This is a genomic window from Kitasatospora sp. NPDC089509 (assembly GCF_044749365.1).
Taxonomy (GTDB): Bacteria; Actinomycetota; Actinomycetes; order Streptomycetales; family Streptomycetaceae; genus Kitasatospora.
Genome location: NZ_JBIVHS010000048.1, coordinates 13,869 through 34,018, shown reverse-complemented (window position 1 = coordinate 34,018; position 20,150 = coordinate 13,869). Strand labels below are relative to the sequence as shown.

25 protein-coding genes are annotated in these 20,150 nt (G+C 71.8%); 15 read left to right on the top strand and 10 right to left on the bottom strand.

Translation table 11 applies throughout. From position 1 onward, the window contains the following. Positions 1-337: 337 nt before the first annotated feature. Entirely contained in the window at positions 338-691 is a 354-nt protein-coding gene (locus ACIP4P_RS44670) for a hypothetical protein (protein WP_400930138.1), read from the top strand. Here ACIP4P_RS44670 and ACIP4P_RS44665 read toward each other — a convergent pair. Continuing rightward, positions 669-1,283, bottom strand: coding sequence for a TetR/AcrR family transcriptional regulator (locus tag ACIP4P_RS44665; RefSeq protein ID WP_400930135.1), 615 nt, complete (start codon positions 1,281-1,283; stop codon positions 669-671). The two genes, ACIP4P_RS44670 and ACIP4P_RS44665, sit on opposite strands and share 23 nt — an antisense overlap. A gap of 103 nt (positions 1,284-1,386) precedes the next feature. On the opposite strand from ACIP4P_RS44665, the gene ACIP4P_RS44660 reads away from it, so the two are divergent. Together ACIP4P_RS44660 and hutH are read left to right on the top strand one after the other, a co-directional pair. Then, on the top strand, positions 1,387-2,601 hold the full coding sequence (locus ACIP4P_RS44660) for a macrolide family glycosyltransferase (protein ID WP_400930132.1): 1,215 nt from the start codon (positions 1,387-1,389) through the stop codon (positions 2,599-2,601). A gap of 127 nt (positions 2,602-2,728) precedes the next feature. Continuing rightward, a complete protein-coding gene (gene hutH, locus ACIP4P_RS44655; RefSeq protein ID WP_400930129.1) occupies positions 2,729-4,306 on the top strand; it encodes a histidine ammonia-lyase in 1,578 nt (525 codons plus the stop codon). 28 nt (positions 4,307-4,334) lie between these two features. Here hutH and ACIP4P_RS44650 read toward each other — a convergent pair whose 3' ends face one another. Then, complete coding sequence (locus tag ACIP4P_RS44650; RefSeq protein WP_400930126.1) at positions 4,335-4,778, bottom strand: hypothetical protein; 444 nt, start codon at positions 4,776-4,778, stop codon at positions 4,335-4,337. Between the two features lie 211 nt (positions 4,779-4,989). On the opposite strand from ACIP4P_RS44650, the gene ACIP4P_RS44645 reads away from it, so the two are divergent. Both ACIP4P_RS44645 and ACIP4P_RS44640 read left to right on the top strand, forming a co-directional pair. After that, the gene (locus tag ACIP4P_RS44645; protein ID WP_400930123.1) at positions 4,990-5,859 is read left to right on the top strand and encodes a MurR/RpiR family transcriptional regulator; all 870 of its coding nucleotides are present in this window, start codon (positions 4,990-4,992) and stop codon (positions 5,857-5,859) included. Positions 5,860-5,952: 93 nt separating this feature from the next. Then, entirely contained in the window at positions 5,953-6,273 is a 321-nt protein-coding gene (locus ACIP4P_RS44640) for a hypothetical protein (RefSeq protein WP_350518138.1), read from the top strand. A 1-nt stretch (position 6,274) separates the two neighbouring features. Here the strand turns inward: ACIP4P_RS44640 and ACIP4P_RS44635 are convergent, their stop codons facing one another. Continuing rightward, positions 6,275-6,847 carry a Uma2 family endonuclease gene (locus ACIP4P_RS44635; protein WP_400930119.1) on the bottom strand — a complete coding sequence of 191 codons (573 nt, stop codon included), beginning with the start codon at positions 6,845-6,847 and terminating at the stop codon, positions 6,275-6,277. 171 nt (positions 6,848-7,018) lie between these two features. Here ACIP4P_RS44635 and hutU point away from each other — a divergent pair, with 171 nt between their 5' ends. The 4 genes from hutU to hutI are packed head-to-tail and all read left to right on the top strand — an operon-like array spanning position 7,019 to position 12,450. Then, on the top strand, positions 7,019-8,689 hold the full coding sequence (hutU, locus tag ACIP4P_RS44630) for a urocanate hydratase (protein ID WP_400930116.1): 1,671 nt from the start codon (positions 7,019-7,021) through the stop codon (positions 8,687-8,689). A gap of 20 nt (positions 8,690-8,709) precedes the next feature. Continuing rightward, the gene (locus tag ACIP4P_RS44625; RefSeq protein WP_400930150.1) at positions 8,710-9,891 is read left to right on the top strand and encodes an allantoate amidohydrolase; all 1,182 of its coding nucleotides are present in this window, start codon (positions 8,710-8,712) and stop codon (positions 9,889-9,891) included. 8 nt (positions 9,892-9,899) lie between these two features. Beyond that, positions 9,900-11,243 (top strand): formimidoylglutamate deiminase, encoded by a 1,344-nt coding sequence (locus tag ACIP4P_RS44620; protein WP_400930147.1) that lies wholly within the window; start codon positions 9,900-9,902, stop codon positions 11,241-11,243. Between the two features lie 31 nt (positions 11,244-11,274). After that, a complete protein-coding gene (gene hutI / locus ACIP4P_RS44615) occupies positions 11,275-12,450 on the top strand; it encodes an imidazolonepropionase (RefSeq protein WP_400930113.1) in 1,176 nt (391 codons plus the stop codon). 66 nt (positions 12,451-12,516) lie between these two features. On the opposite strand, the gene ACIP4P_RS44610 is transcribed toward hutI, so the two are convergent. Continuing rightward, on the bottom strand, positions 12,517-12,684 hold the full coding sequence (locus ACIP4P_RS44610; RefSeq protein ID WP_400930110.1) for a hypothetical protein: 168 nt from the start codon (positions 12,682-12,684) through the stop codon (positions 12,517-12,519). Positions 12,685-12,731: 47 nt separating this feature from the next. Next, positions 12,732-12,920, bottom strand: a complete 189-nt coding sequence (locus ACIP4P_RS44605) for a hypothetical protein (RefSeq protein WP_400930107.1) — start codon at positions 12,918-12,920, stop codon at positions 12,732-12,734. Between the two features lie 198 nt (positions 12,921-13,118). On the opposite strand from ACIP4P_RS44605, the gene ACIP4P_RS44600 reads away from it, so the two are divergent. Then, positions 13,119-14,396: a helix-turn-helix transcriptional regulator gene (locus tag ACIP4P_RS44600; RefSeq protein WP_400930104.1), complete on the top strand. Its 1,278-nt coding sequence runs from the start codon at positions 13,119-13,121 to the stop codon at positions 14,394-14,396. 68 nt (positions 14,397-14,464) lie between these two features. Here ACIP4P_RS44600 and ACIP4P_RS44595 read toward each other — a convergent pair whose 3' ends face one another. Both ACIP4P_RS44595 and ACIP4P_RS44590 read right to left on the bottom strand, forming a co-directional pair. Continuing rightward, positions 14,465-14,665, bottom strand: a complete 201-nt coding sequence (locus ACIP4P_RS44595; RefSeq protein ID WP_400930101.1) for a DUF397 domain-containing protein — start codon at positions 14,663-14,665, stop codon at positions 14,465-14,467. After that, positions 14,658-15,524, bottom strand: a complete 867-nt coding sequence (locus ACIP4P_RS44590) for a helix-turn-helix domain-containing protein (protein WP_400930099.1) — start codon at positions 15,522-15,524, stop codon at positions 14,658-14,660. The genes ACIP4P_RS44595 and ACIP4P_RS44590 overlap by 8 nt, the downstream gene beginning before the upstream one ends. 202 nt (positions 15,525-15,726) lie before the next feature. On the opposite strand from ACIP4P_RS44590, the gene ACIP4P_RS44585 reads away from it, so the two are divergent. The 3 genes from ACIP4P_RS44585 to ACIP4P_RS44575 are packed head-to-tail and all read left to right on the top strand — an operon-like array spanning position 15,727 to position 16,465. Continuing rightward, positions 15,727-16,092 carry an ATP-binding protein gene (locus ACIP4P_RS44585; protein WP_400930096.1) on the top strand — a complete coding sequence of 122 codons (366 nt, stop codon included), beginning with the start codon at positions 15,727-15,729 and terminating at the stop codon, positions 16,090-16,092. Continuing rightward, entirely contained in the window at positions 16,089-16,340 is a 252-nt protein-coding gene (locus ACIP4P_RS44580) for a hypothetical protein (protein ID WP_400930093.1), read from the top strand. The genes ACIP4P_RS44585 and ACIP4P_RS44580 overlap by 4 nt, the downstream gene beginning before the upstream one ends. After that, on the top strand, positions 16,328-16,465 hold the full coding sequence (locus ACIP4P_RS44575) for a hypothetical protein (RefSeq protein ID WP_400930090.1): 138 nt from the start codon (positions 16,328-16,330) through the stop codon (positions 16,463-16,465). The genes ACIP4P_RS44580 and ACIP4P_RS44575 overlap by 13 nt, the downstream gene beginning before the upstream one ends. A 115-nt stretch (positions 16,466-16,580) precedes the next feature. Here the strand turns inward: ACIP4P_RS44575 and ACIP4P_RS44570 are convergent, their stop codons facing one another. Then, on the bottom strand, positions 16,581-17,318 hold the full coding sequence (locus ACIP4P_RS44570) for a VOC family protein (protein WP_400930087.1): 738 nt from the start codon (positions 17,316-17,318) through the stop codon (positions 16,581-16,583). A gap of 55 nt (positions 17,319-17,373) precedes the next feature. Here ACIP4P_RS44570 and ACIP4P_RS44565 point away from each other — a divergent pair, with 55 nt between their 5' ends. Beyond that, positions 17,374-17,913 carry a DUF6879 family protein gene (locus ACIP4P_RS44565; protein ID WP_400930084.1) on the top strand — a complete coding sequence of 180 codons (540 nt, stop codon included), beginning with the start codon at positions 17,374-17,376 and terminating at the stop codon, positions 17,911-17,913. 28 nt (positions 17,914-17,941) lie between these two features. On the opposite strand, the gene ACIP4P_RS44560 is transcribed toward ACIP4P_RS44565, so the two are convergent. Then, entirely contained in the window at positions 17,942-18,412 is a 471-nt protein-coding gene (locus ACIP4P_RS44560; RefSeq protein ID WP_400930081.1) for an NUDIX domain-containing protein, read from the bottom strand. 4 nt (positions 18,413-18,416) lie between these two features. Continuing rightward, entirely contained in the window at positions 18,417-18,686 is a 270-nt protein-coding gene (locus ACIP4P_RS44555) for a hypothetical protein (protein WP_400930078.1), read from the bottom strand. 243 nt (positions 18,687-18,929) lie between these two features. On the opposite strand from ACIP4P_RS44555, the gene ACIP4P_RS44550 reads away from it, so the two are divergent. Next, positions 18,930-20,150 (top strand): methyltransferase domain-containing protein, encoded by a 1,221-nt coding sequence (locus ACIP4P_RS44550; RefSeq protein WP_400930075.1) that lies wholly within the window; start codon positions 18,930-18,932, stop codon positions 20,148-20,150.

Sequence of the window (20,150 nt, the reverse complement as noted above, 5' to 3'; positions counted from 1 at the left end):
CCGTTGGCAGTCTGAAAATCACCCGTCACGCCCCTCTCCGCACCCACCCCCTCCACCGCCCCCTCCCGCAGCGCGTCCCTCTCGCCTGGAGTGGTGCGTGGGTGCGTGGGTGCGTGGGTGCGGGGGCGCGCGGGGCGGGGACCGCGCGCCCACGTTGGGGGTGGGGGCCGAGTTCGTTCGCTGCGGTGTAACTGCCTTGGGGTGGTGGGGACTTCGTGAACTTCGGTCGTGGGCGCACGTGTTGGGCCGTCCGGTGGCGGGCACGCTGACCTTGGCCCCGGGTGTCGGGGTGGTTCGGGGTGGTGGGAAGGTGGCGCGGCGGAGCGCGGAGTGGGGGGTGGGGTTGGCGGTGGGCGGACGGTTGGCGGGTGCGGCGGTGGCCGGGGTGCTGGTGTTCGGGGGCGGGGTGGCGGCGGCCGGGCCTGCGGTGGCGGTGCCGGTGGTGCGGATGGCGGGTCAGGTCGGTCCGGCGGTCGAGCGGACGGCGCCGGCGCGGCAGCAGGTGCGGGCCGGGCTGCGGGCGCACCTGATCACCGGTCACTCCGCCGCGCGGCACCGTCACAAGGTGCGGCGCAGTGTGGTCGGGCGGGCGCTGGACGCGGTGTTCGGCTGGTTCGCGTTGGTGGTGCTGGTGGTGCTGTCGGTCGTGGTGCTGGTGGTCTGTGCGGTCAGGCGCTGGGGCGGCCGTTAGCCGGGGCGAGGGCTCGCAGGAAGGCGTCGACCAGTTGGTCGGCGTAGTCGTGGTCGAGCGGGCCGAGCAGGTGCGTCCAGCGGTAGAACACCGGGCCGTAGAGGAGTTCGACGGCGAAGTCGAGGTCGGTGTCGGGGGGCAGGTCGCCGGATTCGCGGGCGCTGCGCAGCCGGGCGCGGGTGACGTCCAGCAGGGGGTCGAGCAGTCGGGTGCGGTACTCGGCCTGGACCACCGGGTCGTTGAGGAGTTCGGCGCTGAGGGCCCGGTAGGTGCGGTCGAGCACGGGGTCGACGAGGTCGTCGATGCTCAGTCGCAGGACGGTCTTGAGGTCGGCGGCGAGGTCGCCGGTGTCGGGGAGGGCGAAGTGGCCCGCGTGCCCGTTGACGACCAGGAAGGCGTCGAAGACGACCGCGCCCTTGGAGGGCCACCAGCGGTAGATGGTCTGCTTGCCGACGCCGGCCCGGGCGGCGATCGCCTCGATGGTGAGCTTGCCGAAGCCGATCTCGGAGACGAGGTCGTAGGCGGCGGTGAGGACGGCGGAGCGGGAGCGCTCGCTGCGCCGGGCGGGGTCGGGGGCGGTTCTCGGGGCCATGCGGAAATTCTAAGCGCGGGATCGAGACGAGACGTATCGTCTTGTCCTGTCAGTTCGACGAGACGGTACGTCTCGTCTCATCCGTCGTTCCCGGAGGTGCCCCATGACCCGACCCCGCCCTGCCCATGTCCTGATGGTCTCCATCCCGGCCCACGGGCACGTCAACCCCAGCCTGGCCGTGATCGCCGAGCTGGTCGCCCGGGGCCACCGGGTCAGCTACGTCAACGACCCCCGGTTCCGGGAGCCCGTCGAGTCCACCGGCGCCGCGTTCGTCCCGTACCCGTCGACGCTGCCGCTCACCGAGGACCCGGCGGGCTGGACGTCGGATCCGGTGGCGCTCCAGGAGCTGTTCCTGGACGACGCGCTCGCCATGTGGCCTGTGCTGCTGGAGCGCTTCGGCGAGGGCGCGGACCGTCCTGACCTGGTGCTCTGCGACATCGGGGGCTTCGCCGGGCGGGCGCTCGGCGAGCGGCTGGGCGTGCCGGTGGTGCAGCTGTCGCCCACCTACGTCGGCTGGGAGGGCTTCGAGGAGGACTTCCCGGAGGTCTTCGAGGCGGTCCGCAAGGCGCCCGGCGGGCCGGAGCACTACCGGCGGTACGCGGACTGGCTGGCAGAGGCCGGGGCGGTGCAGCGCGATGTGGAGGCCTTCAAGGGCCGTCCGGAGCGGGCGATCGCGCTCATCCCGCGGGCCCTGCAGCCGAACGCGGACCGGGTGGACGAGCGGCGGATCACCTTCGTCGGGCCCTGCTTCGGCGACCGGGCCCACCAGGGGGAGTGGCGGCGGCCGGCCGACGCCGAGAAGGTGCTGCTGGTCTCGCTGGGCTCGGCCTACACCAACCAGCCCGCGTTCTACCGGGCCTGCGTCGAGGCCTTCGGCGACCTGCCCGGCTGGCGCACCGTGCTGCAGGTCGGCCGGCACACCGACCTGGCGGAGCTGGGGGAGGTGCCGGACAGCGTCGAGGTGCACCGCTGGGTGCCGCAGCTGTCGGTGCTGGCCCAGGCGGACGCCTTCGTCACCCATGCGGGCATGGGCGGCTCCAGCGAGGGGCTGTTCCACGCCGTGCCGATGATCGCGGTGCCGCAGGGCGTCGACCAGTTCGCCAACGCGGACGCGTTGGTGGGCCTAGGTGTCGCCCGCCGGGTGGACACCGAGGCGGCCACCCCGGAGGTGCTGCGCGCCGCGCTGCTGGAGCTGGTCGGGGATCCGGCGGTGGCCGAGCGGCTGGCGGTGCTGGCGGCGGCCGGTCGGGCCGAGGGCGGTACGGCGCGGGCGGTGGACCTGATCGAGGCGGAGCTCGGGGGTGGTGCCGAGGGGTGAACGGGCGGGGCTTCCGGGGGCCGGGGTGGGGCCCGGGGGTGCGGCGCGGATCCGGGCGGCGGAGAATCCGGATGACGAACAGCTGTTGTCATATCTTCATTCACCTGCTGTGATGATGTATATGGATATGCACAGTGCTGTGGCCCCCGACGCTCCGCTGGTCCAGGTCGGCAAGGCCGACGTCAGTGCGGAGGACGTACTGGCCGTCGCCCGGGGCAACGCCCGGGTCGAGATCGGCCCCGACGCGCTCGCCGAGATGGCGGTCGCCCGTGCCCGGATCGACGCCCTCGCCGCCGAACCGCGCCCCGTCTACGGCGTGTCGACCGGCTTCGGCGCGCTCGCCGTCCGGCACATCAGCCCCGAGCTGCGCGCCCAGCTGCAGCGCTCGCTGGTGCGCTCGCACGCGGCCGGCATGGGCCCGGCCGTCGAGCGCGAGGTGGTCCGCGCGCTGATGTTCCTGCGGATGAAGACGCTGGCCTCCGGCCGTACCGGCGTCCGCCCGCTGGTCGCCCAGACCATGGCGGCGCTGCTCAACGCGGGCATCACCCCGGTGGTCCGCGAGTTCGGCTCGCTCGGCTGCTCCGGCGACCTCGCGCCGCTGTCGCACTGCGCCCTGGTGCTGATGGGCGAGGGCACCGCCACCGGACCGGACGGTGCGGAGCGGCCGGTCGCCGAACTGCTCGCCGAGGCCGGCATCGAGCCGGTCGAGCTGCTGGAGAAGGAGGGCCTGGCCCTCATCAACGGCACCGACGGCATGCTCGGCATGCTGGTGATGGCCATCGCCGACCTCCAGCGCCTGTTCACCACCGCCGACATCACCGCCGCGATGAGCCTGGAGGCGCTGCTCGGCACCGAGAAGGTGCTCGCCCCCGAGCTGCACGCCCCGATCCGCCCGCACCCGGGCCAGGCGCTGAGTGCCGCCAACATGCTCGCCGTGCTCAAGGACTCCGGCCTCACCGGCCACCACCAGGACGACGCACCGCGGGTCCAGGACGCCTACTCGATCCGCTGCGCCCCGCAGGTCGCCGGCGCCGGCCGGGACACCCTGGCGCACGCCCAGCTGGTCGCCTCCCGCGAACTCGCCGCCTCGGTGGACAACCCGGTGGTGCTGCCGGACGGCCGGGTGGAGTCCAACGGCAACTTCCACGGTGCGCCGGTCGCGTACGTGCTGGACTTCCTCGCCATCGCCGCCGCCGACCTCGGCTCGATCTCCGAGCGCCGCACCGACCGGCTGCTCGACAAGGCCCGCTCGCACGGCCTGCCGGCCTTCCTGGCCGACGACCCGGGCGTGGACTCCGGTCTGATGATCGCCCAGTACACCCAGGCGGCGCTGGTCAGCGAGAACAAGCGGCTCGCCGTCCCGGCCTCGGTCGACTCGATCCCGTCCTCCGCGATGCAGGAGGACCACGTGTCGATGGGCTGGTCGGCCGCCCGCAAGCTGCGCCAGGCGGTGGACAACCTCGGCCGGATCCTGGCCGTCGAACTGACCGCCTCGGCCCGCGCGCTGGAGATCCGTCAGCAGGCCGACACGGCCGGCCGGGTGGCCCCGGCCACCGCGGCCGCGATGGCCGCCGCCCGCGAGGCGGGGGTCGGCGGCGCGGGCCGGGACCGCTTCCTCTCGCCGGACCTGGAGGCCGCCGCCGCGCTGGTCGCCTCCGGTGACCTGGTGCGGGCGGTGGAGCGGGTCACCGGGCCGCTGGCCTGAGATGGCGGCCGTGCGGGACGGCTGGGACTCAGTCCCAGTCGTTCCGCGGCCGGCGGTCCCGCTCCTCGCGGTCGCGGCGGTTGCCCAGGGCCGCGGCGAAGTTGACCCCGACGATGCCCGCCCAGCAGGCCAGCAGCCCGGCGAAGCCGCCGCTCTGCGGGCTGGCGGCGATCGCGGTCAGCGGGATGCCCAGGGCCAGCGAGACCACCGCCAGCTTGTTGCCGGACCGGTTGGGGGACCAGCCGCGGTGCGGGCGGCCGTGGTGCCGGTCGCGGTCCCGGTGGTGGGACGGCTCGTAGCCGTCGACGTCCATCCGCGCGGCCACCGAACGCTCCACCCGGGCGTCCAGCCGGGCGTCGAGACGCTTCATGAAGGAGTCGAGAAGCTCGTCCTCGTACTCCTTGCCGAGCTCCTTGCGGGCCTGAAGGGTGGCGTCGAGGTCGCGCCGCAGTTCGTCCTGGCGAGTGTCCATGCCAGTAGCGTGGGCCCCTCGTACGGCCCGGTCCATCCGTTCGCGGGGGGAATCCGGGCGGGATCAGGGAGAAATCAGGGTTACCCCGAGGCCCGGTGCCCGACGTGCGGGGCGTGCCGTGACACGTCCCGTCGTACGAGACGTCTTTGCCAGTGACGGCGCGCTGCTGCACAGTCGTCGTCCGAACCGCTCGCATCCGGAGGTACCGCTGATGACCGCCACCGACGAGGCCGGCAGCGTCGGCCCCTCCGCCCGGCTGCTCCAGCTGTTCGAGGGGCACCGCCTGACGCCCACCCAACGGCGGATCGCCCACTCGCTGGTCCGGCACGCCACCGAGGCGCCGTTCCTGTCCAGCGTCGAGGTCGCCGAACTCGCCGGGGTCAGCCAGCCGTCCGTCACCCGCTTCGCCGTCGCGCTCGGGTACGACGGCTACCCGGCGCTGCGCAAGCAGCTGCGCGAACTCGGCGCGGGCGAGTCCACCGTGCCCGAGAGCCCGGACGACGCGGTGCGCAACGAGCACCAGCAGGCCGTCCTCGCCGAGATCGCCCACCTGCGCCACCTCGCCGAACTGCTCGCCGACCCCGAGCCGATCATCCGGGCGGCCCGGTTGCTCGCCGCCTCCCGCCCGCTGCCGGTGCTCGGCCTGCGGGCCGCCTCGGCGCAGGCGCGCGGCTTCGCGTACTTCGCGGCCAAGGTGCACCCGGACATCCGGCTGCTCGACGAGGGCGGCAGCATGCTCGCCGACCGGCTGGAACAGGCCACCGCGGCGGGTGCGACCGCGCTGCTGTGCTTCGCGCTGCCGCGCTACCCACGGGAGTTGATGGACGCCCTGGCCGTCGCCCGGGAGTGCGGGCTGACCGTGCTGACCGTGGCCGACAGCGCCTTCTCGCCGGTCGCCAAGCTCTCCGACCTGATGCTGCCGGCCGCCGTCGGCACCGGGCTGGTCTTCGACACCGCGTGCGCGCCGATGATGCTCGGCCGGGTGCTGTTGCAGAGCATGTGCGACGAACTCCCGGGCGCGGAGGCCCGGTTGGAGGCGATCGAGCAGTCGGCGGCGGCCCGGGGACTGTTCCTGGAGTAGCCGCGGCCCGGAGCGAACGGGCGTGCCCCGGTGGGCGTGGCCGGGAATAGTCGTCGGGAACCCGGGAATCCCCTACAGCAGGGGGTGCCGCCGATGCGCGTGATCCACGAGATGAAGTTCGTCGCCCGCCTGGCCTCGGGCGCCGACGAATGGTCCTGTCCGGCCTGCGGACGCCGCGTCACCCTGCGGCGCCTGCCCGAACCCGAACTGACCGTCCTCGACCCGGGCGACGAGTCCGCCGTCCACGTCGGCGTCATCGAACCCGACGCCCGCGCCACCGAGGCCGCCGAGAAGTACGGCCTCGGCCCGGTCCAGAACGTCCCCCGCCCACCCTCCCCGCCCGCCCCGGACGCCGCCGACCGCCGCTGGCTCGCCGAGATCGGCATCGACTGGGACGACGACGCGGCGGCCTGATTCAGGTACGGGGCGCGTACAGCGGGAGACCGGAGGTGTCCAGCTCGGCGGGCAACGGCGAGGGCAGCGGAACGGGCTCGCCGTACTTGCCGTGCAGGACGCCTTGGTATTCGCCGTCACGGGGGTGCGTGTGGAGCGTCCATTCACCCTTGCGGGGGTCGACGGCGAGGAGGACGGGCACGCCCGCGACGGCGTACCAGGCGGCCTTGGTCGGGATGAGGCTGATGTGCGACGGGCCGGGGTGTACCTCCACCGCGAGCGCGATGCCGTGGGACGTCGCAAGCCAGTCGTCGCTGGTCGCCCACTCGACGGGCAGTACGAGAAGGTCGGGCGTCGCGTAGTCGTCCTCGTCGTCCGGCAGCCCGACGGATGACGACTCGTAGGCGCCCAAGCCGGTGGGTAGTCGTGATGCGAGGCGTTCGCGCAGCTGTCGCACCGTCCCGGCGTGCTTGCCGCGGCGCGGGGGCGCCATCAGTAGGACGCCTCCGATGATCTCGACTCGCAGCACGGTGCGCCGCTCGATCTCGGCTGCGGCGTGACGCAGCTTGCCGGGACGTACCGGGATGGCTGCCATGGCGTCCTTTGCTGGGCCGAGTGGCTGGTGTTCGCCGGGTCCAGGCTAACGAGCCAAGTCGACCGACGCCGTGGCTGATCGGATTGTTTCGGGGTCTGGTCGGAAGCCGGTTGTTTAGTTATATTCAATCGGACAAACCTTGAATGAATCCATCCGCAGGGAGGCCGGGACATGGTGCAGCAGCAGGCGAGCGGGCCGCGTGAGGTGCGTGCGGCGCGCGGGACGGGGCTCACGACGCAGGGGTGGCAGCAGGAGGCCGCCCTGCGGATGCTGATGAACAACCTCGACCCCGAGGTGGCCGAGCACCCGTCGAAGCTGGTCGTCTACGGCGGCACGGGCAAGGCGGCCCGGGACTGGCGCTCCTTCGACGCCATGGTGCGGACGCTGGAGGGGCTCAAGCGGGACGAGACCATGCTGGTCCAGTCCGGGCGGCCGGTCGGCGTGATGCAGACCCACGAGTGGGCGCCGCGGGTGCTGATCGCCAACTCCAACCTGGTCGGCGACTGGGCCAACTGGGAGGAGTTCCGCCGGCTGGAGAGCCTCGGGCTCACCATGTACGGCCAGATGACCGCCGGGTCCTGGATCTACATCGGCACCCAGGGCATCCTCCAGGGCACCTACGAGACCTTCGCCGCGGTCGCCAACAAGCGCTTCAACGGCACCCTGGAGGGCACCATCACCCTCACCGCCGGCCTCGGCGGGATGGGCGGCGCCCAGCCGCTGGCCGTCACCATGAACGGCGGCGTGGCGATCTGTATCGACTGCGACCCGTCCCGGATCGCCCGCCGGATCGAGCACCGCTACCTGGACGTCGAGGCCAAGGACCTCTCCCACGCGCTGGAGCTGGCCACCGCCGCCCGCGACAAGCGCCAGCCGCTCTCCATCGGCGTGCTGGGCAACGCCGCCGAGCTGGTCCCGCAGCTGCTCGCGATGGACGCGCCGATCGACATCGTCACCGACCAGACCAGCGCCCACGACCCGCTGGCCTACCTGCCGGTCGGCGTCGCCTTCGACGACATGGCCGACTACGCGGCCGCCAAGCCCGCCGAGTTCACCCAGCGCGCCCGCGAGTCGATGGCCGCGCACGTCGAGGCGATGGTCGGCTTCCTGGACCGCGGCGCCGAGGTCTTCGACTACGGCAACTCGATCCGCGGCGAGGCACAACTCGCTGGCTACGACCGCGCGTTCGCCTTCCCCGGCTTCGTCCCGGCGTACATCCGCCCGCTGTTCTGCGAGGGCAAGGGCCCGTTCCGCTGGGCCGCGCTGTCCGGCGACCCGCAGGACATCCACAAGACCGACAAGGCCGTCCTCGACCTCTTCCCGGAGAACGAGTCGCTGCACCGCTGGATCAAGATGGCCCAGGAGAAGGTGCACTTCCAGGGCCTGCCCGCGCGGATCTGCTGGCTCGGCTACGGCGAGCGCGACAAGGCCGGCGAGCGCTTCAACGACATGGTCGCCTCCGGCGAGCTGTCCGCGCCGATCGTGATCGGCCGCGACCACCTGGACTGCGGCTCGGTGGCCTCCCCGTACCGCGAGACCGAGGCGATGCTGGACGGCTCGGACGCGATCGCCGACTGGCCGCTGCTGAACGCCATGGTCAACGTGGCCTCCGGCGCCTCCTGGGTGTCCATCCACCACGGCGGCGGCGTCGGCATCGGCCGCTCGATCCACGCCGGCCAGGTCACCGTCGCCGACGGCACGGCGCTCGCGGGCGAGAAGATCCGCCGGGTGCTCACCAACGACCCGGGCATGGGCGTCATCCGGCACGTGGACGCCGGCTACGACCGGGCCACCGAGGTCGCCGCCGAGCGCGGTGTTCGCGTTCCCATGGGTGAGCTGTGACGGTTCCGTCGTTCGAAGAGATGTGGGCGGAGCTGCTCCCCGTGGGCCGCTCCGCCGCCTCCGGCGGCTACCGCCGCTTCGCCTGGAACTCCGCCGACGCCGAGTGCCGCGCCTGGTTCGAGCAGCAGGCCCGCGACCGCGGCCTGACGTACGAGCTGGACCGCAACGGCAACCAGTGGGCCTGGCTGGGCGATCCGCACGGCGAGGGCGCGGTCGTCACCGGCTCGCACCTGGACTCCGTCCCGGACGGCGGCGCCTTCGACGGCCCGCTCGGGGTGGTCTCCTCCTTCGCCGCGCTGGACGAACTGCGCGCCCGCGGAGCCGAGTTCACCAAGCCGCTGGCGATCGTCAACTTCGGTGACGAGGAGGGCGCCCGGTTCGGCGTGGCCTGCATCGGCTCCCGGCTGACCGCCGGGGTGCTGTCCCGCGAGGCCGCCTACGAGCTGCGCGACGCCGACGGCCTGCGGCTGCCCGACGCGATGGAGAAGGCCGGCTACGACCCGACCGCGCTCGGCGCGGACGACGAGCGGCTGTCCCGGATCGGCGCCTTCGTCGAACTCCACGTCGAGCAGGGCCGCTACCTCACCGAGGGGCAGCCGGTCGGCGTGGCCGGGGCGATCTGGCCGCACGGCCGCTGGCGGTTCGACTTCCACGGCGAGGCCAACCACGCCGGCACCACCCGGATCGAGGACCGCCGGGACCCGATGCTGACCTACGCCAACACCGTGCTCGCCGCCCGCAAGAAGGCGAAGCTGGCGGGCGCGCTGGCCACCTTCGGCAAGGTCGCGGTGGAGCCCAACGGCACCAATGCGATCGCCTCGCTGGTGCGCGGCTGGCTGGACTCCCGGGCCGCCGACGAGCGCACCCTGACCGAGCTGGTCGCCGAGATCGAGCGGGCCGCCGCCGAGCGCGGCGACCGCGACGGCGTCCGGGTCGAGCTGACCCGCGAGTCCTACACCCCGGTGGTGGACTTCGACGGCCCGCTGCGCGACCGGCTCGCCAAGCTGCTCGACGCCCCGGTGCTGCCCACCGGTGCCGGACACGACGCCGGCATCCTGGCGTCCGCCATCCCGACCGCCATGCTGTTCGTGCGCAACCCCACCGGCGTCTCGCACTCCCCGGCCGAACACGCCGAGGTGGCCGACTGCCTGGCCGGGGTCTCCGCCCTCGCCGACGTACTGGAGGACCTGGCGTGTCAGTGACGGCCCCGATGACGTACTGGGCGGAGTACGCCTGGCTGCCGCACCACAACGGCCCGGTGGTCGAGTCGGACGTGCTGATCGTCGTCGGCCCGGACGGCCGGATCACCCGGGTGCAGCCGGACAGCGGGCCCTGCCCGCCCGGCGCCGTCCGGCTGGACGGGCTGCTGCTGCCCGGCCAGGCGAACGCCCACTCGCACGCCTTCCACCGGGCGCTGCGCGGGCACGTCCAGGTCGGCTCCGGGACGTTCTGGACCTGGCGGGACACCATGTACCGGTTCGCCGGCGCGCTCGACCCGGACCGCTACCTGGCGCTCGCCACGGCCGTCTACGCCGAGATGGCGCTCGCCGGGATCTCCGCCGTCGGCGAGTTCCACTACCTGCACCACGCGCCCGGTGGCGGCCGCTACAGCGACCCGAACGCGATGGGCGAGGCGCTGATCGAGGCGGCGGGCCGAGCCGGCATCCGGATCACCCTGCTGGACACCTGCTACCTGTCGGCCGGCTTCGGCGCCGAACCGACCCACCCCCAGCTGCGGTTCAGCGACGGCGACGCCGAGGCCTGGGCCGCCCGGGCGGACGCGCTCAAGCCGCGCGAGCACGCCCGGATCGGCGCCGCCATCCACTCGGTGCGAGCCGTCCCGGCGGAGCAGTTGGGCACCGTCGCGCACTGGACGGCGATGCGCAAGGCGCCGCTGCACGTCCACCTGTCCGAGCAGACCGCCGAGAACGACGCCTGCCTCGCCGCGCACGGCGTCACCCCGACCCGGCTGCTCGCCGACCACGGCGCGCTCGGCCCGCGCACCTCGGCCGTGCACGCCACCCACCTCACCGACGAGGACGTCAAGCTCCTCGCGGACTCGGGGACCACCGTCTGCATGTGCCCCACCACCGAGCGGGACCTCGCCGACGGCATCGGCCCAGCCCGCCGGCTCGCCTCCGCGGGCAGCCCGATCTCGCTGGGCAGCGACAGCCACGCGGTCATCGACCCGTGGGAGGAGGCCCGGGCGCTGGAGCTGGACGAGCGGCTGCGGACCCGCACCCGCGGGCACTGGACGGCCAACGCGCTGCTGCGGGCGGGCAGTGAGGACGGCCACGCCTCGCTGGGCTGGCCCGAGGCCGGGCGGATCGAGGCCGGGGCGCTCGCCGACTTCACGACCATCGCGCTGGACTCCGTCCGTACAGCGGGGCCGCCGCCCCGGCTCGGCGCCGAGATCGCGGTCTTCGCGGCCTCGGCGGCGGACGTGCGGCACCTGGTGGTCGGCGGTCGGCACGTCGTCCGGGACGGCGTGCACCAGCTGGTGGCCGACGTGCCGGGGGCGCTGCGTTCCGCCATCGGCGCACTCGACTACTGACCCCGTTCAACTCCCCTCGGAAGGCGTTGTCTTGAGCAGCAAGACCACCTTGATCACTGGCATCGGCAGCCTGGTCACCAACGACCCCGGGCAGGGCGGCGGGCCGCTCGGCCTGCTGACCGACGCGGCCGTGGTGATCGACGGCGACACCGTCGCCTGGGTCGGCCCGGCGGCCCAAGCCCCGGCGGCGGACGAGCGCTTCGACGCCGAGGGCCGGGCGCTGCTGCCCGGCTTCGTCGACTCGCACGCCCACCTGGTGTTCGCGGGTGACCGCACCGCCGAGTTCAACGCCCGGATGTCCGGGCAGGCGTACTCGGCGGGCGGCATCCGGACCACGGTGGCGGCCACGCGGGCGGCGAGCGATGCCGAGCTGGAGGCGAACCTGGCCGGGTTCGTCCGGGAGGCGCTGCGCCAGGGCACCACCACGATCGAGTGCAAGTCCGGCTACGGGCTGACGGTCGAGGACGAGGCACGGGCGCTGCGGATCGCGGCCCGGCACACGCCGGAGACGACGTACCTGGGTGCTCACATCGTGGCCCCCGAGTACGCCGAGGACCCGGCGGGCTATGTGGACCTGGTGACCGGCGAGATGCTGGACGCCTGTGCGCCGCACGCCCGTTGGGTGGACGTGTTCTGCGAGAAGGGCGCCTTCGACGGCGACCAGGCGCGGGCGGTGTTGACGGCGGGCATCGAGAAGGGGCTCACGCCCCGGGTGCACGCCAACCAGCTCACGTACGGGCCGGGCGTGCAGCTCGCGGTCGAGCTGGGGGCCGCCTCAGCGGACCACTGCACCCACCTGACGGACGAGGACGTGGCGGCGCTGGCGGGGTCGGCGACGGTCGCGACGCTGCTGCCGGGGGCGGAGTTCTCCACGCGGGCGGAGTACCCGAGCGGGCGCAGGTTGCTGGACGCGGGCGCGACGGTGGCGCTGTCCACGGACTGCAACCCGGGGTCGAGCTTTACGAGTTCGATGGCGTTCTGTGTTGCGGTGGCGGTGCGGGAGATGGGCATGACCCCGGACGAGGCCGTCTGGGCCGCGACGGCGGGCGGCGCGCACGCGCTGCGCCGGACGGATGTGGGGACGGTGGCGGTGGGTGCGCGAGCGGACCTGCTGCTGCTGGATGCGCCGTCGCATGTGCACCTGGCGTACCGCCCGGGCGTGCCCCTGACGGCGGCCGTCTGGCGGGCGGGCGTCCGCGAGGTCTGAGCCCCCGACCACGTCACGAGCGGCCCGCTCCCTGCGCGCAGGGAGCGGGCCGCTCCGGTGTGTCTGTCAGCCGAAGGGCAGGACCTGGGTGCTGCCGCCGGCCAGGATGCGCTGGTATTCGCTTTCGCCGCTGAGCGGGCGGTAGTTGAGCACAGGGTCACCGGCTCGCACGAGCGCGGTCGCACATCCGAGGCACCAGGGCTTCGGCGGCTGAGCGTCGAGATCCTCGATCACCGCAGGAGCGGAGCACTGCGTGCAGGCCGCCATGGGGTCCTCCCGGGTCAGGCCCAGGTGGAGCCACACGCGGTGCAGCCCCATCGGCCGTCGATCGTCTGGTAGGTGGCGCCCGATCCACAGACCGGGCAGGTGCGGGCGCTGGGCTGGTCGGCCCGCTCCAGCAGCGTACTGGGCGCCGGGGCGGTAGTGGGCGCAGTCTCGGAGTCGGACTTGTCGAGCAGGACGGAGCTCATGGCGTCTCCCCTCGGAACGGAGTGGCTGAGGTGCGCCGGCCGGGCAACACCCAGAGAACCCCGCTGAGGGCCGGAAGCGGGCGGAGCTGAGGGGCGTCCGCACGGGGTGTGCGTGCCCCGCACACCCCGCGAGCGCCCTGCCGGGGCAACCGTTTCCGCCGATACGGTGAGGACTCGTCGCAGTCGAAAGGACACACCGTGTCACATCAGCGTCGGCTGGGGACCGCCATCAGGGCTGCCCGGTGTGCACGGCGAATGACCCAGGCCCAGCTGGGCCTGGTGTGCGGCTACTCGGCATCCGCGATCAGCCGGGTCGAGGCGGGCGCTCTCCGCCCGACCGAGCAGGCCCTTCTGCTGATCGCCCGGGCGTTGGACCTGCCGCTTGAGGCTGTCGGACTGGGGCGACCAGCTACCCTGACAAAGGATGTGACCCTGAATCAGGAGGACGCCATGCTCCGCAGGCAACTGCTCGTGGCTGGCATGGCGGCGGCCGGGGCGTCAGCCCTCCCAGCTGCCTCGGCGTCCGCCGCCCGCCCGGATGCGTCGGCCCGGATCGTCAGGGCCCTGTACGAACCTGAAACGTCCGTACCCACAAGGTTGCAGCAGCTCAAGGCCTCGCTGACCTCGGCACGTGCGCAGTTCACGACGGCTCGTTACCGGCATCTCGGCGACCTCCTGCCCGGCTTGCTGGGCTCGGCGCAGGCGACCCGCGACGCATTGTCCGGCCGGTCCCGTGAGGAGGCCCATGCGTGCGTGGCCCGGGCTTGGGTGTTGGCGACCGAACTTGCCTTGAAGGCTCATTCCGATGTCGCGTGGCCGGCAGCGGACCGGGCTTTGGCGGCGGCGCAGGGCAGCGGCGACCCGGTGGTCCACGGTGAGGCGGCTCGCGTGCTGGCGATCACGATGCGGCGCTCCGGCCGCCCGGCCGCCGCAGTCGATCTCCTGCGTCGCACCGCTGGCTCGCTTTCCACCGCCCGGGACGATGTGTCCCGGGCCGTGGCGGCGACCCTGCTGATGACCGCCGCCTACACGGCGGCGTGTGGGCAGCGCCGAAGTGACGCTCTCGACCTCATGGAGGGTGCGAGCGATGCGGTAGACCGCCTGACAAGTGCCGGCGTTCGGCCGAACGCCCCGCTGTTCACGGTCGACGCCACAAGTGCTCAAGTGAATCTGTACTGGATCGGTGTGCACACGGCGATGGGTACCCCCGATGAGGGGGTGCCGTACGCGGCGCGGATCGCGCCCGGGCAGTTGCCGACAGTCGAGCGCATGGCCCGGTACGGCACGGACTGCGCGCGGATGTGGCACTACCTCGGCGACCACCGCAAGACGTTCGCGGCGCTGCGGTTCACCGAGCAGGTCGCTCCGGAGGAGGTGCGCAGGCCGGCTCTGCGGGCGCTCACGGCGGATCTGTTGTACGCGCCGGCTGCGGTGGCCGGCGTGCGGGAGTTCGCCGCGCGCACGGGTGTTTCCTGACATTCCAAGACCGGCCAGCTGCTTCTCGTCGCCCCGTCGAGCAGGTGCTCGACGGGGCGACGTGCTGTTCAGGGGGTGGTGGTGAGGTGGTCGAACTCGCCGGCCTTGGCGCCTTGGAGGAAAGCGGCAAGGCGGAGGCGGGTGGTGCGGACGACGACATCCCCTTCGTCGGACTCGCGAAGTTCGACGGTCCCTTCGGCGGTCCGCACCTCGATGCAGTCGGAGTTTGCGCCTGAGTAACTGGATTTCTTCCAGGTGGAGTTAAGCATCCTTGCTTTCCATGTCCTTCTTGATGGATCGAATGAAATCTCGGGAGTCGTCTTCCGAGATGGCCGCCGAATCGAGCCGGGCGAGCATAGATCGGAACCTGGCGAGGTGAGCCGGAGCATCGAAGAGCACGTTGCCGACGCTGGAGTCCGTCTGCACCGTGTCCAGTTCCGGGATCGACCCTTCGACGTAGGTGAAGTTTTCGTAGTTGAGCGGAAGGGCATCGACGTCGAACATCACGACTCGGATTGCGACGGTCGGCCGCTCGGAGTCCTCGATGAGGCTGCGAAGCTGTTCGGCCTGAATCGCGGGCCCACTGAACTGCATGCGTAGAGCCGCTTCATGGATGTAAGCGGTGTACGGCGTTGCGCCCGAGCGAACCACCTCCTGCCGTCGCATTCGGAAGGTCGTTCTCTGGTCGACCTCGTGGCGAGGGAGCGGTGTCAGGGAGCGATCAAAGACGGCACCGGTATATGCGTTGGTCTGGAGAAGCCCGGGGATGAAGGCCATCGTGTAAGTCGTGAGCTTGAGTGCATGGCCTTCGACTTCGGCGACTTCAAGGAAGTCGCCTGAGAGGGTCCCGCGATACTCCTCCCACCAACCTCCCTTTTCGCGATCCGTGATGATCTCCGCCAGCGCCTCGATCAGAGGCTCGTTGGCGCACATGCACAACGCGGCGATCGTACGCAGGCGCTCGACGCTGATGCCGGTCTTGCCGCTCTCCATCTGCGTCACGTGAGCGGGGTTGATGCCCAGGGCGCGGGCGAGTTGACTGCCGCCGAGTCCCGCCTGCTCCCGCATCCTACGCAGCTCCGCACCCAGCCGTAGTTGGCGGAGAGTCGGGTTCGATCGAAGCGCCATGGCGTCCTCTCTGCTGGTCGTGGGACCAGTCTGCCGCAGAGGCACTGCCACGTTAGAGGGAACTTCTTGCGGCCCGCCACAAATCTGTGGCGGGCCGCGCTATCGTCGTGTTCAGCTCGATCCGACGGATCGTCAGCACTGCCTGGTGCCTTGAGCTTCCGCGGTGCGCCTCTCCCCACACCACAGCCTCATGGAGGTTCCCGTGTGCACCCGTAACACCCCCTCGCTCGCCATCTCCCGTCAGGCCCTGCGGGACGCCATGACCCACAGCGGCCGCTGGCGCGCCGACACCGTCTTCCACGCCGAACTCGCCCTCTGTGAGCTCATCTCCAACGCCTGGAGCCACGGCGAGACCCCCGCGCCCGTCGTCTGGTTCTCCATCCTCGACCGAACCCTCCGGGTCACCGTCTCCGACGAGAGCGACGCCCTCCCGCAGCTGCGCACGGCCTCCGACCTCGTCGAGTCCGGCCGGGGCCTCCAGTTGGTCGAGGGCCTCACCGACCGCTGGGGCGTCGACCCGCAGAAGCGCGGCAAGACCACCTGGTACGAGCTGGACTCCGACGCGTGACCCGCGACCCCATCGCCCCGGACGACCCCCGGATGCGCGACTACACCAAGTCCCAGATCACCGTTCTCCTCGGCGAGTTGCACCGCCGTGGCCTCCCCTACGGCCTCCTCTGGGGCTCTGCCGGCGCCCCCGAAACCACCCTCGACGGCCGCATCCTGGTCGACTTCGGCAACGCCCCCGTCAGCACTCTGCTCAACCTCCTCCACCTCCTCCGCGACCTGGAGCGCGACGAGGCGTGGCACCGGTGAAGTTCTTCGTCGGCGCGATCCTCCTCGCCCTCCTCGCCCTCGCGATCGCCACCGTCGCCCTCGGTGTCGTCGCCACCCTCAACATGCCGCCCCGCCCCGACGACCCCGACGACCACCACCCGTGACCCACCCCACGAAGGCCCTCGCCCACCCCTTGGGCGAGGGCCTGTCAGTGCGGAACGGGCCCCCGCACAGGAAGTCGGCCTGCCCGACTTCCTGCGCGCTCAGATGCTCAACATTTCAGCGAGGGCTGAGGAGGCAGAACTCGTTGCCCTCCGGGTCGACCAGAATCCTCCACGAGATCGAGGACTGGTCGATGCCAGGGTCGGTGGCGCCCAGGGCGCGCAGTCGGGACTCCTCTTCCGCCGGGTCGCCATCGCGGTAGGGAGCGACATCGAGGTGGACGCGATTCCACCCGCTCTTGATATCGGGATTGCGCACGAACTCCAGGTAGGGGCCGACGCCTTGGGCGGAGCGCAGGGAGGCGTGGTCGTCGGCGACCTCGTGCACCGTCCAGTCCGTCGCCTCGCCCCAGAACCGGGCCATCGCGCGCGGGTCGGCGCAGTCGACCACCACCGCGGCGATCGGCCTGGTGTCCCGGTAGACGGGACGAGGCTCCAAGACGCAGAACTCGTTGCCCTCCGGGTCGGCCAGGACCGTCCAGGGGACATCGCCCTGGCCAACGTCAGCGAGGGTTGCGCCGAGGTCCTTCAGACGCGCGACCAACTCCACCTGATGGGCGGCCGAGGTGGTGGCCAGGTCGATGTGCACCCGGTTCTTCACCGTCTTGGGTTCGGGGCGGGTGATGATGTCGATGCAGACGGCCGTGGGGTCGGGGTAGGCGAAGCCCACGGGTTCGAGGTTCGTCACGCCGGGTCCCTCGCTGTCGACACCCCAGCCGAGTGCCTCCGCCCAGAACCGGCCGAGCACGGAGTCGTCCTGGGCCTTCATATTGATCTGCACGAGTCTTGTTGCCATGCCGCGAATCCTAGAATCGGGCCCGGAGCCAGAAGTACGCGGTCGAGCGGAAGGCATGGCGATGGCGAAGGAAGAGCAGCCGGTTCCCGATTTCGCGGCCCTGCTGCGGCAGGCGCGGCGAAGCGCCGTCCACCTGGAGATGCGCGACCTGTACGCGGTCGGTGACGAGTCCGACATCTTCGCCGACTTCCGGCGCACGGGGAAGGCGGACCTTGATCCGAACGACCCTTACTGGGCTGACTGGTTGGGGATCGTGCGGGAGACCGTGGCCCGGGGAGTGGTGATGCGCCGCGCCCGGATCGTCTCCGAGCCGGTGACCGACTACATCCGGTGGGAGCACGCGGTCACGCCGCTCAACCTGGGCGCCGGAGAACAGGTCCGCTGGCTCCCACGGCGACTGGCCTCGGACATACCCCTGCCCGGCAACGACCTGTGGCTGATCGACGAGCGGCTGGTCCTGTTCCACTGGTTCACCGGGGACGGAGACTGGGCGGGGCACGCGTTCGACGACGACCCGGCCACGGTGAAGATGGTCTCGACGGCCTTCGAAGCCGTCTGGGCCCGGGCCACCCCGCACGAGCACTACTCCGCCTGACCGCCCCCGCCGAGTGTTGGCCTCTGCGTCAGCCGAGGTAGGGAACTGCCCTGCGTTCCAGGAAGTGCTGCAGCCGGAGACGCTGGGTGTGGTGCATCGGCAACCCCTCGATGTCGCTCGGAGCAACGAACTGGAGGTCGGTCGACTCCTCCGAGATCCGCAGTTCCCCGCCCGTGATCCGGGCGGTGAAGCAGACGTTGAACTGCTGCCGGACCTCACCGTCCGAGTAGGCGATCACGTGCCGGGGATCGGTGTACGTGCCGACGAGCCCGGTGATCTCGACATCGAGGCCGGTCTCCTCGCGGACCTCCCGGACGGCCGTGCCGGGCAGTGATTCACCGAGATCCATCGCCCCACCCGGCAGCGCGTACAGGCCGTTGTCAGCGCGCCGCTGCAGCAGGATCCGCCCGTCGGCATCCGTCACCACTGCGGATGCTGCCACGACCAGCCGGTTCGGTTCGGGTGCGGCGGGATCGTCGTAGAACTCCGTCCGTGCCACGTGATCAGCCCTTCTCGACCGGTCGCGCGGCGCTCCACGCCGCGTCGAAAGTCGGAGCATAGGCGTCGAACAGCGTGCGACTGTCGAAGCTGACGCCGGGCTGAATGACGACGTTGGCGAACTGAGCCCCGGTGAGGTCGCACGTCTCGAACCGGACGTTCCCGAAAGCGCATTGTTCGACTTTGACGGCTTCACCCGAACGGCTGATGAGGCTCGGTCCACTGAGCTGCCGGCCTTTGACGGTGGCGTCGTCCTCGATGTCGTCGTTGGGCATGACCGCAGGCCGCAACGCCACCTGAAAGCGTGGGGCCGGGGGATTCTTCTGGCGAGGCATGGCTTGGGCGATGGAGGGCACCTCAGGGCGGCCGTCGGATTGGCGGGAAGGCGCGCTAGCATTCAACTTGCCTGCTGAGAAAGACAGTTGAAACTACCTGGCCTTGGAATCCAGCAGTTCTTCGGGTTGCCGGAAGGTCCAGGGCCCGGCAGGCAGGATCGGCAGCCATCACCAGGAGTTGCAGTGACCGTTACTTCAGATGAGTCCGTAGCCGACGCCAAAGCCGCCCTGATCGGCGCGACGCACGTGAAGGCGGGCCCTCCGGGGCTGGCCTCCGCGCTGGCGGCCGGCGGCGCGCTCACTGCGGAGTGGCTCCCGGCCTTCGAGGCCGTACCGCGCGAGCTGTTCGTCCCGGATCGCATCTGGCCGGGCGTCGCGGACGGCACCCGGCGGAACCCCGTGGTGGACCGGTCGCAGGATCCCGGGGCCTGGCGGCGGGCGGTCTACTCGGACATCCCGCTGACCACGCAGTGGGACGACGGCGACCACCAGGGCGACGGGCTCGGTACGACACCGAGCTCGTCCAACTCCATGCCCTCAATGGTGTTCTCCATGCTGCAGGACCTTGACGTCCGCCCGGGGGACCGGGTGCTGGAGATCGGCACCGGTACGGGGTGGACCGCGGGCCTCCTCGCTCACCGCCTGGGCGACGCCAACGTGGTGACCGTCGAGTTCGACCCCGGCATTGCTCATGGTGCAAGGGAGAACCTGGAACGGGCCGGACTCGCCCCGACCGTGGTGGAGGGCGACGGACGGCACGGCCGGCCGGAGGGCGCTCCCTACGACCGCATCATCACCACCTGCTCCGTGCTGGAGATCCCTCCGGCCTGGCTGGCCCAGACCGCCCCCGGCGGGATCATCGTGGCGCCCTTCGGCACCGAGTACGGCGGCGAGCAGATCGTCCGGCTGACCGTGAACGCCGACGGCACCGGCGCGAGCGGCCGGTTCAGCCGCGGCTCGGCGTTCATGCGGCTGCGCCGACAGCGCACCGACCGCCGGTCCTCAGCGGACTACCTGCGCGGCCAGGAGCGGCCCGCCGACGGCGTGCGGACCACCACCACCCTGGCCCCGCCGGACACCGGCGGCCGGTTCGAGCAGTTCGTCATCGGGGCCGCCGTGCCCGGAGTGTTCTGGCGGGCGGAGCACTACGAGGACGGCGCGTACACGCTGTGGCTCCACAGCCGGGACACCCTCTCCTGGGCCTCGGTCGACTACGAGCGGGGCCGCACCGCGTACGAGGTGCACCAGTCCGGCCCCCGGAACCTGTGGGACGAGGTGGAGGCCGCCTGGCGCCGCTGGGACGGCCACGGCCGCCCCGGTCCCGAGCGCTTCGGCCTCACCGTCACCCCGGACGCCGCCCACACCGTGTGGCTCGACTCCCCGGAGAACCCGCTCGGACGCTGA